Annotated in this window: 10 protein-coding genes; all 10 read right to left on the reverse strand. The window is 43.5% G+C overall.

Annotation, left to right across the window (positions count from 1 at the left end):
- Positions 1-102 precede the first annotated feature (102 nt).
- The 10 genes from ilvA to J4N22_RS15610 all read right to left on the reverse strand — a co-directional run bounded on the left by ilvA (position 103) and on the right by J4N22_RS15610 (position 12,475).
- A complete protein-coding gene (gene ilvA, locus J4N22_RS15565; protein ID WP_207496101.1) occupies positions 103-1,359 on the reverse strand; it encodes a threonine ammonia-lyase in 1,257 nt (418 codons plus the stop codon).
- Positions 1,352-2,482 carry a ketol-acid reductoisomerase gene (ilvC, locus tag J4N22_RS15570; RefSeq protein ID WP_242692255.1) on the reverse strand — a complete coding sequence of 377 codons (1,131 nt, stop codon included), beginning with the start codon at positions 2,480-2,482 and terminating at the stop codon, positions 1,352-1,354. The genes ilvA and ilvC overlap by 8 nt, the downstream gene beginning before the upstream one ends.
- A 275-nt stretch (positions 2,483-2,757) precedes the next feature.
- The gene (ilvN, locus tag J4N22_RS15575; protein ID WP_207496103.1) at positions 2,758-3,390 is read right to left on the reverse strand and encodes an acetolactate synthase small subunit; all 633 of its coding nucleotides are present in this window, start codon (positions 3,388-3,390) and stop codon (positions 2,758-2,760) included.
- A gap of 82 nt (positions 3,391-3,472) precedes the next feature.
- Positions 3,473-5,233, reverse strand: coding sequence for a biosynthetic-type acetolactate synthase large subunit (gene ilvB, locus J4N22_RS15580; protein ID WP_207496105.1), 1,761 nt, complete (start codon positions 5,231-5,233; stop codon positions 3,473-3,475).
- 74 nt (positions 5,234-5,307) lie between these two features.
- Positions 5,308-6,984 (reverse strand): dihydroxy-acid dehydratase, encoded by a 1,677-nt coding sequence (gene ilvD / locus J4N22_RS15585; protein WP_207496107.1) that lies wholly within the window; start codon positions 6,982-6,984, stop codon positions 5,308-5,310.
- Positions 6,984-7,874, reverse strand: coding sequence for a branched-chain amino acid transaminase (locus J4N22_RS15590; protein WP_207496110.1), 891 nt, complete (start codon positions 7,872-7,874; stop codon positions 6,984-6,986). Before J4N22_RS15590 ends, ilvD begins: the two co-directional genes overlap by 1 nt.
- A 179-nt stretch (positions 7,875-8,053) precedes the next feature.
- Entirely contained in the window at positions 8,054-9,172 is a 1,119-nt protein-coding gene (gene leuB / locus J4N22_RS15595; protein ID WP_207496112.1) for a 3-isopropylmalate dehydrogenase, read from the reverse strand.
- A 12-nt stretch (positions 9,173-9,184) separates the two neighbouring features.
- The gene (gene leuD / locus J4N22_RS15600) at positions 9,185-9,766 is read right to left on the reverse strand and encodes a 3-isopropylmalate dehydratase small subunit (protein WP_207496114.1); all 582 of its coding nucleotides are present in this window, start codon (positions 9,764-9,766) and stop codon (positions 9,185-9,187) included.
- Positions 9,767-9,809: 43 nt separating this feature from the next.
- Entirely contained in the window at positions 9,810-11,240 is a 1,431-nt protein-coding gene (gene leuC, locus J4N22_RS15605; RefSeq protein ID WP_207496116.1) for a 3-isopropylmalate dehydratase large subunit, read from the reverse strand.
- Between the two features lie 62 nt (positions 11,241-11,302).
- On the reverse strand, positions 11,303-12,475 hold the full coding sequence (locus tag J4N22_RS15610) for a 2-isopropylmalate synthase (RefSeq protein WP_207496118.1): 1,173 nt from the start codon (positions 12,473-12,475) through the stop codon (positions 11,303-11,305).
- Between the last annotated feature and the right edge of the window lie 176 nt (positions 12,476-12,651).

A 12,651-nucleotide genomic window follows, 5' to 3' on the forward strand; every position in this document is an offset into this window, starting at 1 on the left:
AAAAATTTCACAGCGTCCACTACTGGTATTCAGGAAGACTTCCTACCTCAAACTTTCATTTCGTACCTCGTACCTCATACCTCACACCTCATACCTCTTCTCCTACACCAGGTATTCAAACAACGTATTGTTCTTATTGAGCTCCGTAAAGTTTATCTGGTAACGCTCCATGTTCTGTAGCAGCAGTTCGTAATCCTTCCTGCTTTGCAGTTCTATACCCACAAGTGCTGGTCCAGATTCTTTGTTGTGTTTTTGCATGTACTCAAACCGGGTGATGTCATCTGTTGGTCCCAGTACATGATTTACAAATTCCTTCAGTGCACCAGGACGCTGTGCAAACCTGATCAGGAAGTAATGCTTCAGACCCTCGTACTGCAGTGCACGTTCTTTTATTTCCTGCATCCGGTCTATGTCATTGTTGCTTCCGCTAACAATGCACACCACGTTCTTGCCTTGCAATTGATCAGAATAAGCATCCAGTGCAGCTATGGTAAGTGCTCCTGCAGGCTCCACTACAATTGCATCTTCATTGTATAGCTTCAGTATGGTGGAGCATACTTTTCCTTCGCTTACCAGCTGCATATCATCCAGCACGTCTTTGCAGATGGAGAATGTGAGATCGCCCACACGTTTTACAGCAGCACCATCTACAAAACGTTCTATGCTTTCAAGCGTTATGGCATGACCAGCTTTAAGCGCAGCAGTCATAGATGGTGCACCTTCTGGCTCTACACCTATGATCTTAGTAGATGGACTTACCGTTTTAAAATAACTTCCTATACCTGCTGAAAGTCCACCGCCGCCTACTGGTATAAATATGAAATCAGCAGTAGGTAGTTCTTCAAATATTTCTACTCCTACCGTCGCCTGTCCTTCTATGATCTTCTCATCATCGAAGGGTGGTATAAAGGTCATGTGATGCGCCTTGCAATAATCTTTGGCTGCATGTGCACAATCATCATAGGTATCACCGATCAGTACCACTTCTATATGATCATCACCAAACATTCTTGTTTGCTGGATCTTTTGCATGGGAGTGATAGAAGGCATGAAGACCACGCCTTTTACACCCAATGTTTTGCACGACCATGCAAAGCCTTGCGCATGGTTACCTGCACTGGCACATACTGCACCTTTTGCCAGCTTATCTGCCGGCAGGCTGCTCAGCATGTTGTAAGCGCCGCGTATCTTATACGATCGTACTACCTGCAGGTCTTCCCGCTTTAGGTATACGTTGCACTTATACTTCTTGCTGAGTGAAGGGTGTAATACCAGTGGTGTTTTGTTCACCACCGGCTTCAACCTTTCTACAGCAGCGCTATAGTTCAACGACGTATATGGTGATACGCTATTAATCATTATAAAGCGGTGATGTAAATCTTATTTTTTCTTCAGTTTGTTTAGGCGCTGGTGCAGGCTTAAGCGGGATAGATGGCGCCTGGTTCTCAGGACGAAGACTTCTTACTGTTTTACCTGCCTGCCATAGTTCACTATCGCGCAGTTCTTTCAGTTCTTCTTCCAGCTTTTCGCGGTAGTCTTCCTTGCTGTTGCTTTCTATAGATTTTGCAGCTTCTTTACCGGTTGCTACGCTTTCATATAGGTCTTCAAACACGGGTTTGGTAGCATCACGAAACTTCTTCCACCAATCCAATGCACCACGCTGTGCAGTAGTGCTGCAGTTAGCATACATCCAGTCCATACCGTTCTCTGCTACCAACGGCATCAGCGACTGTGTCAGCTCTTCTACTGTCTCGTTGAAAGCTTCAGAAGGAGAGTGGCCTTTAGCACGCAGTACTTCAAACTGTGCAGCAAAGATGCCTTGTATAGCACCCATCAAAGTACCACGTTCACCTGTAAGATCGCTGTACACTTCTTTTCTAAAATCAGTTTCAAACAAGTAGCCGCTACCAATGGCAATACCCAATGCTACAACTCTTTCAAACGCTCTGCCTGTTGCATCCTGGAAGATGGCGTAGCTGCTGTTTAGACCGCGGCCCTGCAGGAACATCCTTCTTAGCGAAGTGCCTGAACCTTTTGGTGCAACAAGAAAAACGTCTACATCAGCAGGAGGTACAATACCTGTTTGGTCTTTATAGGTAATGCCAAAGCCATGAGAGAAATACAATGCTTTGCCTGGCGTTAGATGCTTCTGAACAGTTGGCCACATAGCAATTTGTGCAGCGTCGCTAAGCAGGTAGCAAATGATGGTGCCACGTTTCAATGCTTCCTCAATCTCGAACAAGCTTTCGCCCGGCACAAAACCATCACGCACTGCTTTATCCCACGACTTAGAATTCTTCCTCTGACCAACGATTACGTTCACGCCATTCTCTTTTTGATTAAGTGCTTGTCCTGGTCCCTGCACGCCATATCCAATTACTGCTACCACCTCATCTTTCAAAACCTCTTGTGCTTTTGATAAAGGAAATTCTTCGCGGGTGACAACGTTTTCTTCAACGCCGCCGAAATTTAGTTTTGCCATTGTTTGAGTTTTAAGTTGTACGTAATAAGTAATACGTTTCTGGTTTCTAGTTTCTTGTTTTTGTTTCCAGCTATAGTTCTTTGTGCATCTTTACTTGCGTCGCACTCTTGTACTGTGATATCTTTTATCAGCTAAGGGTAACATTTCTGACTGTACGATAATGATAAGAAGCATCTGATGCAAATAATAAACTCACATTAACGGCTCTCTTCTCATGTCTCACGTCTCTCTTCTCACGTCTCACACTTCATACCTCACGCCTCATACCTCATACCTTACATCGTAAATACTTCTTCATTCCTATTCAAATACTCATTCTCTACTACCTCTTCTGATGGTTGCTCGGCTTCAAACTCTCTTAGTTTTTCGTGGAAGCCTGCACTCGCTTTGATGATGGCTACTCTTGCACTGCGAACGAACTCTATCAGCCCAACTTCGCTCAATACATCCACCAGCTTATCTGTCTCTTCACGATGACCACTTGCTTCAAACACGGTGTAGTCTTTCCTTATTACCACTGCTCTTGCACCGTATTCGCGTAGCAGTCTTTCTACTTTTACTTTTTCAGCTATTTCGTTAGTACTTACTTTATACAGCGCCAGTTCCTGCCAAATGATCTCGTCGTTGGTGTTGTAATAAACTTTCAGTACTTCCACCTGCTTTTCTATCTGGCGACATACCTTTCTCACTACCTCTTCGGTTTCGTGTATCACCAATGTAAAGCGGGAGATGCTTTCTATTTCACAAGGGGAGCTGTTGATGCTTTCGATATTAATCTTCCTGCGAGAGAAAATAATGGCGATACGCACCAGCAAGCCGATCTGGTTTTCAGCATAAACTGTTATGGTGAATTCCTGCTTTGTGGGTGCAGCCACTATCTGATCTGCTTTATGAATTAGTGTGCTCATTTAAATATTTTTAGCTGTCAGGTGTGACGTATGGGGTTTGAGGTATAACACATCCGACATCATCACATCCGACATCAGAAATTTATTTCAACCTGATCTCGCTTACGCTGCAGCCTTGCGGCACCATAGGAAATACATTGTCTTCTTTGCCTACCATTACTTCCAGCAAATAAGATCCATCATGATCAAGCATTGTTTGAAGCGCTTTTTGCAACTCATCTCTTTCAGTTACTTTATTGCCAGGAATGCCATAGCCTTTTGCTACCATCACATAGTCAGGACTGGCAATGTCAACAAAAGAGTAACGCTTATCATGAAACAGTTGCTGCCACTGGCGCACCATGCCAAGGAACTGGTTATTAAGTATGATGATCTTTACGTTCACGCCACTCTGCATGATGGTGCCAAATTCCTGTATCGTCATTTGTATACCACCATCACCTATGATGGCTACTACCGGGCGATCTTCGGCGCCAAACTTTGCACCGATGGCAGCGGGTAAAGCAAAGCCCATAGTGCCTGCACCACCCGATGTAATATTGCTTCTTGATTGATTGAACTTAGCATAGCGGCAGGCTATCATCTGGTGCTGTCCCACATCTGATACAATGATGGCATCGCCTTTTGTGAGTGCATTCAGTTGATGCACCACTTCGCCCATGGTTAGCTGTCCTACCAGCGGGTTCAGCTCTTTTTCTATCAATGATTCTTCTTCAATTTTCCTGTAGGTATAGAAGCGTTCTACCCACTGCGGGTATACACGTGGTGTTACCAGTTCAGTAAGCAAGGGAAGCGTTTCCTTACAATCGCCCCAAACGCCTACAGTAGCTTTTACGTTCTTGTCAATTTCAGAAGGATCGATATCAAGATGAATGATCTTCGCCTGCTTGGCGTATTTATCAAGTCTGCCTGTCACGCGATCATCGAAGCGCATTCCAATAGCAATCAGAACATCGCATTCGTTCGTAAGTACGTTCGGGCCGTAGTTGCCGTGCATACCCAGCATACCAACATTCAGTGGATGATCTGTAGGTAATGCGCCAGCGCCAAGTATGGTCCACGCAGCAGGAATGCCTGACTTTTCTATAAATGTTCTGAATTCTTTTTCTGCTTTACCAAGAATAACACCTTGACCAAATAATACAAAAGGTTGTTTCGCCTCATTGATCAGTTGCGCAGCCTGTTGGATGTATTCTTTGCGAACAATAGGCTTAGGCCTGTAGCTGCGTATATGATTGCACTTTGTATAGCCGTGGTAAGCAAACTTATCCAGCTGTGCATTTTTTGTGATGTCAATAAGTACTGGTCCGGGTCTGCCTGTTTTAGCAATATGAAATGCTTTAGCAAGTACAGCAGGAATTTCTTTTGCGTCTGTTACCTGGTAGTTCCATTTGGTAACAGGCGTAGTAATATTGAGTACATCCACTTCCTGGAAAGCATCGGTGCCAAGTAAGTGAGCGAACACCTGGCCGGTGATACAAACTAGTGGAGTGCTGTCGATCATTGCATCGGCAAGGCCTGTGATAAGATTGGTTGCACCAGGACCACTGGTTGCAAACACAACACCTACACGACCTGATGAACGTGCATAACCTTGTGCTGCATGTATGCCTCCTTGCTCGTGGCGAACAAGGATATGTTTTAGCTTATCGTGATAGTCGTACAATGCATCGTATATCGGCATGATGGCGCCACCAGGATATCCAAAAATCGTGTCTACGCCTTCAGCTACGAATGCTTCCAGCACAGCACGTGAACCGCTCAGGCTGACCTCTTCTGCAGTGGTTGTTGCTACTGCAGTTTTCAAAGTTGGTTCTACCAGTATGTCAAGTGTTTCGCTCATGGTAATATGTTTTGTTCCTGGTTTCTTGTTCCTGGATATCCTTGTTTAGACAAATACTAATTCTGTTGGTTTTATCATTCGTCTGTTACGCAGCCTTCTGCTGCACTGCTTACCTGCTTTGCATATTTGTATAAAAGGCCCTTCTTTACTTTTAGTTCCGGCTGTTGCCATTTAGCACGACGTGCTGCTATGGTTGCTTCATCTACTTTAAGTGTGATGGCTTTATCAGCTACGTTTATCTCGATGATGTCATTGTCCTCTACCAATGCTATCAGTCCACCTTCGTATGATTCAGGTGTAATGTGTCCTACAACAAAACCGTGGGTGCCGCCACTAAATCTTCCATCAGTGATAAGGGCGATAGAGCTACCTAATCCTGCACCAATAATTGCTGATGTTGGCTTTAGCATCTCAGGCATACCAGGTGCACCTTTTGGTCCTACATTGCGAATAACCACTACGTCGCCTGCTTTTATTTTGCCGGAATGAATACCAGCTATCAGTTCAAATTCTCCATCAAATACCCTGGCTGTTCCTTCAAATTGTTCACCTTCTTTACCGCTGATTTTTGCTACACTACCACCTTCTGCAAGGTTGCCGTATAGTATCTGCAGGTGCCCTGTCTTTTTTACCGGCGACTCTAGCGGAAGAATGATCTTTTGTTGGTCAAAATCAAGATCTGGGACATTAGCAAGGTTCTCTGCAATGGTCTTACCAGTTACGGTTAAACAATCGCCATGTAACAAACCTTCTTTCAATAAATATTTCATTACCGCAGGAACGCCACCATATTGGTGCAGGTCCTGCATCAGGTATTTTCCGCTAGGTTTGAAATCTGCAAGCACAGGAACCCTGTCACTGATGCTTTGGAAATCATCTTGTGTAAGTGCAACGTTCACACTCTTTGCCATTGCTATCAGGTGCAGCACTGCGTTGGTACTTCCACCCAACACCATGATAACAGTAATTGCATTTTCAAATGCTTTACGCGTCATGATGTCTGAAGGCTTGATGTCGTTCTCTAGCAGCAGGCGTATTGCTTTACCTGCAGCCAGGCATTCAGCTTTCTTTTCTTCACTCAGTGCAGGATTTGAAGAAGAGTAGGGAAGGCTCATGCCGAGTGCTTCTATAGCACTGGCCATTGTATTAGCAGTATACATTCCGCCACATGCGCCTGCACCAGGGCAAGAATGTTTTACTATTCCTTTAAAATCTTCTTCCGTTAAACTGCCGGCAAGCTTTTGTCCCAATGCTTCAAAAGCAGAAACAATATTTAAGTCTTGTCCATTATATTTTCCGGGGGCAATGGTGCCACCGTATACCATGATGGCAGGACGGTTCAATCTTCCCATTGCTATTAATGAGCCGGGCATATTTTTATCGCAACCAGGCAATGCTATGATTGCATCATAATACTGCGCGCCGCATACAGCTTCTATAGAGTCGGCAATTACATCGCGACTTACCAGCGAGTAGCGCATGCCTTCGGTACCATTACTGATGCCATCGCTTACGCCAATGGTATTAAAGATTAAGCCTACCAATTCATTATCCCATACACCTTGCTTCACCAGCTTTGCCAGGTCGTTCAGGTGCATGTTGCAGGTGTTGCCATCGTAGCCCATGCTTACAACACCTACCTGAGCTTTTGCAAGATCTTCGTCTGTTAGTCCTATACCATACAACATCGCCTGCGCAGCAGGTTGCGTTGTGTCTTGTGTGATTGTCTTGCTATATTTATTCAATTCCATTAGGCTACCAATGCTGTTTTTGTTTCTCTTTCCAATACTTTGTCTTTGTATGCTTTCTGTAGAACAGCACCCAGTGTTTTCTCCCATGCAAAAGTGAAAGGCACATCATCTAAAGAAGCAATGCCTATTACTTCGGCGGCAGTACCACAGAAAAATGCACCATCTGCTCCTTTTACTTCTTCAGGTGTCAGTTGTGTTTCTACTACCTGTATGCCTAGCTCCTGGCATATTTCAATTATGGTAGCGCGTGTTATGCCTGGCAGAATATTACCACGCTGCGGAGTATATAAAACGCCATTGCGTTCAATGAAAATGTTTGCTCCCGGGCCTTCAGCAATGAAGCCTTTGTTATCTAATAAAAGTGCTTCATCATATCCAAGATCTTTTGCTTCCTGCGAGGCCATGATAGAATTTACATAATGGCCCGAAACCTTCGCTTCTATTTTAAAAGCACCAGGATTAGGACGACGTACAGAAGATGTAACTAAGCGTAGCAATTGATGACCTAGATATGCACCCCATTCCCATGCGGCAATCAGTAATTCAGAACTCTTGCCTTTCGTTAACTGCATGTTTGGCGTGCAGGTAACCAATGGGCGTATGTATGCATCTGTGAAATTGTTTTTTTCTAATACAGCATAAGAGATGTCTATCAATTCCTGTGTCTCGTAAGGATAAGGTATGCCTACAGCCTCACAAGAGAATTTCATCCTTTCAAAATGTTCTACCGCTTTAAAGATTTTGACACCGTTGTTTGTTTTGTACGCACGTATGCCTTCAAAAACGGCATAGCCATAATGCAGCGATTGGCTGTAGACATTGCCTGTTGCATCTGCAGCTCTCACAAATTTGTTGTTGAAATAAATGATCGTGTCGTCGTTGTAGTACATGATAGAAGCTGTTATAGTTTAGATGATTTCTTTTATGTTTTGAAAAGCAATAGGAGACAAGCCACAGCGCATACTGTAGCCTCAATGGCAAGAAATCTTTTAGGATATTGGATCAACTGAGCATAGTGGTACCAGCGCCAGTATATATAGCTCTTATCAAAAAGAGGTAATGTCTTTCTTTAGATGATCGTTGATTTTCTCAATTGCACATGACCCGGGTTCACTTGTTCTTGTTGTGATGTGCTGCTGATAAAGTCACTGATCATTTCACCAATGGTTGTTGTGAAATAGAAATTAGATGGATCAATGTCTTTGGTAACAAAACCATTTTCAATGGTCCATTCTACTGCTTGTCTTACCAGTGCTGCTTCTTCATGCATCTCAAAATAATCGAGCATCATAGCAGCGGAAAGAATGGAGCCTATAGGATTTGCTATGTCTTTACCTGCAGCTTGCGGGTAACTTCCATGTATAGGTTCGAATAAAGCCAACTTAGTACCAACAGATGCAGATGGTAGCAAACCTAATGAGCCGGACAGTACACTTGCTTCATCGCTGATGATGTCGCCAAACATATTTTCTGTAAGTACTACATCAAATTGCTTTGGGTTGATGATGATCTGCATGGCTGCATTATCAACAAACATATAGTCAACTCTTACATCAGGATATTGTGGTGCTATCTCCTGTACAACACTTCTCCAAAGCCTGGAAGTCTCCAACACATTTGCTTTGTCAACCAGCGTAAGGTGTTTCCTTCTCTTCTGTGCTTGTTGAAAAGCAAGGTGAGATACTCTTTCAATCTCACCCTTACTGTAAATGCAATCGTCGGAGGCTTGTGTTTTGTCTTCACTCAAATGCTTTGCTCCAAAGTAAATTCCTCCAGTAAGTTCACGGAAGATGACAAAGTCAACATCTTGTAAACGATCGGTCTTTAGAGGAGACAAATGATGAAGCGCAGGATAAGTTGCAACAGGTCGGATATTGGCAAAAAGTTCTAATTCTTTTCTCAGTTTCAGCAGCCCTTGCTCCGGGCGTACTTTAGCAGAAGGATCATTATCATATTTAGGATGACCAATGGCGCCAAACAATATAGCATCACTTTTGAGGCATAGCTGCAGCGTTTCATCAGGAAGCGGGTTGCCTGTTTTATCAATGGCATCAGCGCCCATCAATCCATAGTTGTAGTGGAAGTTGTGCCTGAACCTGCGTGCTACTGCATTCAGTACATTGATAGATTGCTTGGTAACCTCTGGTCCAATGCCGTCGCCTAAAATGATGGTTATATTCTTGATCATATTTCTGCTTTATTAGTAGCTGTTTTCAAATGCTTCAATCTCTTCTTTCACACTCAACAAATAGTCAATGTCATCATAGCCATTTAGCAGGCATGTTTTCTTGTAGTTGTTGATGTCAAATGTTTCCTGCAGGCTTAACTCATCAATGGTGATGGTTTGTGCAGCAAGATTTATAGTAAGCGTAGACTCAGGTGATAGTGCAAATATTTTTTGAAGGAAAGCTTCCGGAACCTGTACCGGCAGCACCCCATTGTTCAATGCATTGTTCTTGAAGATATCCGCAAAGAAGCTGGAGACGATCACCTTGAAACCAAAGTCAAGTAAAGACCATGCTGCATGTTCTCTTGAAGAGCCGCAGCCAAAATTTTTACCTGCAACCAGTATAGATCCTTTGTATTGTGGCTGGTTCAAAACGAAGTCTGCCTTCGGTTGGTGCTCGTCATCGTTTACATAACGCCAGTCACGAAATAAATTTTTACCAAATCCTTCCCTGGTAGTTGCTTTTAAATAACGTGCAGGAATGATCTGGTCGGTATCGATGTTCTCAATCGGTAGCGGGTAAAACGTGCTCTTTATGATATTTACTTTTTCCATTCTTAGTATGCTGTTCGGGTGCTGTAATTTTTAGTAGACAATGTTATTCTTCTCCTTCACCAACAATGGCTGGTTGAAGTATCTCTCTTACATCGGCTACTACACCTGTAAGTGCTGCCGCTGCTGCTGTTAGCGGGCTGGCTAATAATGTTCTTGCGCCTGCACCTTGACGGCCTTCAAAATTCCTGTTGCTGGTGCTTACGCAATATTCACCTGCTGGGATTTTGTCTTCATTCATACCAAGGCATGCACTGCATCCCGGCTGACGAATTTCAAATCCTGCTTCTGTGAATATTTTATCCAAGCCTTCAGCATAAACCTGCTTTGCTACCTGCTGCGATCCGGGAACGATCATCACGTTCACCTTAGGACTTTTCTTTTTTCCTTTTACTACATTGGCTACCATGCGCAGGTCTTCTATTCTTGAGTTGGTGCAACTGCCAATGAATACATGTTGAACAGGTGTTCCCAACAGTGGCTTGCCTGCATCAAGGCCCATGTAAGCAAGTGCTTTTACAAGGTTGTTTCTTTCACCTTCGTCAGCTATTGCTTCGGTAGTAGGTACCAGTGCATTGATGGCTATACCAAGACCAGGATTAGTTCCATAAGTGATCATTGGTTGTATGTCGGCAGCATTGATGTTTACTTCTTTATCAAACACCGCTTCTTCATCAGAGCGTAGCGTTTTCCATTCAGCAACTTTATTTTTCCATGCGTCGCCTTTAGGTGCAAACTCACGACCTTCTAAATAATCAAACGTTATTTGGTCAGGAGCTATCATGCCACCTTTTGCTCCCATTTCTATACTCATGTTGCAGATGGTCATGCGCGCTTCCATAGAAAGACTGCGAATGACAGAACCAGCAAACTCAACAAAATAACCTGTGGCGCCGCCAGAAGTTAGTTTCGCTATGATGTAAAGGATGATATCTTTTGCAACAACGCCTTTATTCGGCCTGCCATTGATGTTGATGCGCATTTGCTTTGGCTTGCTTTGCAGCAAACATTGAGATGCAAATACCATTTCAACTTCGCTGGTACCAATGCCAAATGCAATGGTTCCAAAGGCGCCGTGTGTAGAGGTATGGCTATCGCCACAAACAATGGTCATACCTGGTTGTGTGATGCCAAGCTCTGGTCCAATAACATGCACAATACCCTGGTAAGGATGTCCAAGACCATATAGCTCGATGTCATGCTTTGCACAATTATCTACCAGTTGCTGTACTTGCAGTTTGCTTAGCTGATCTCTAATAGGTAAATGTTGATCAACAGTAGGTACGTTATGATCTGCTGTAGCCACTACCTGCTTAGGACGAAAAACTTTTAATCCACGTTTTTCAATTCCACTAAATGCTTGCGGGCTGGTTACTTCATGAATGAAATGCTTATCGATGTATAACACAGATGGTCCGTTGGGAATGGACTTCACCACGTGCTTGTTCCAGATTTTATCAAATAATGTTGTTGCCATTTCTTTTAACGACTACCTTTTGGTGTAGTACTTTTTGAATTTTGACTTTTGACTTCGCTTATTTATACAGCTTCGACCAATACAGGTTGATATTCTGCAGCCAGTTGATGCAGGTCTTCTTCGGTTACTTCTTTCTTAGAGTCCGCCATTTTCAGGAAGCTCTCGTACAGTGCATCTACATCATTTCTTGTAAATGAATAACCGATCTTTTGCAGGCGGAATGCAAGGGCACTTCTTCCGCTGCGTGCAGTAAGAACAATCTTACTTGAGTCTGCACCTACTTCTTCTGGTGCTATTATCTCGTAAGTACTTGCATCTTTTAAGAAGCCATCCTGGTGTATGCCTGATGAATGAGAAAATGCATTGGCGCCAACGATCGCTTTATTTGGCTGAACAGGCATCCGCATCACATCCGATACCATGCGGCTCATTGGATTTAGTTGCTTAGGATTAACCTGCGTATAGTAGCCAAGGTGCTTGTGCTGGTTAAGGATCATCACTACTTCCTCTAATGATGTATTGCCTGCGCGTTCGCCCAAACCATTGATGGTACATTCTATTTGCTGTGCACCATTCAATACACCAGCAATGGCATTGGCAGTAGCAAGACCAAGATCATTATGACAATGACAAGAGATGATTGCTTTGTCTATGTTGGAAACATTGTTTCTCAGGAAAGCTATTTTCTCACCGTATTGGTGCGGCAAACAATAGCCGGTAGTATCAGGGATGTTTATGGTAGTAGCGCCTGCTTTTATAACAGCTTCTACTACTCTTGCTAAATATTCATTATCGGTGCGGCCTGCATCTTCAGCATAAAACTCTACATCGTCTGTATAATTTCGCGCCCATTTTACACACTGGATAGCGCGTTGTAAAATGTCTTCGCGGTTGCTGTTGAATTTGCTTTTGATATGAGAATCAGATGTGCCGATGCCGGTATGTATGCGTGGACGTTTTGCATACTTTAGTGCCTGCGCAGCCACCTCTATGTCTTTTTGCACAGCACGTGTAAGACCGCAAACAACAGCATTTTTAATAGTGCGTGATATCTGGTTTACAGAATGGTAATCACCAGGACTTGAAACAGGAAAACCTGCTTCAATGATATCAACACCTAACTCTTCGAGTTTAACTGCCAGTTCTACTTTTTCAGGTGTGTTCAGTTTACAACCTGGAACCTGCTCTCCATCTCTGAGCGTTGTATCGAAAATAAACACCTGCTTCGCGGCCATGATAAATTTGTTTAAGTTGAAATGAGTTGCTGTTATATTTGTCGCAATGGTTTTAGCTTCTGCAGCAGCTATACGAATGTAGCCATGCACAATAGCCGCTTGTAAACAAAATAGAAAAGGTTTTACAGGATAGAAATGCAGGCAAAGACGCTGAAACCATTGATATTACTGCATTT

Origin of the sequence: Aridibaculum aurantiacum (genome assembly GCF_017355875.1) — a bacterium.
Classification (GTDB): Bacteria; Bacteroidota; Bacteroidia; order Chitinophagales; family Chitinophagaceae; genus Segetibacter; species Segetibacter aurantiacus.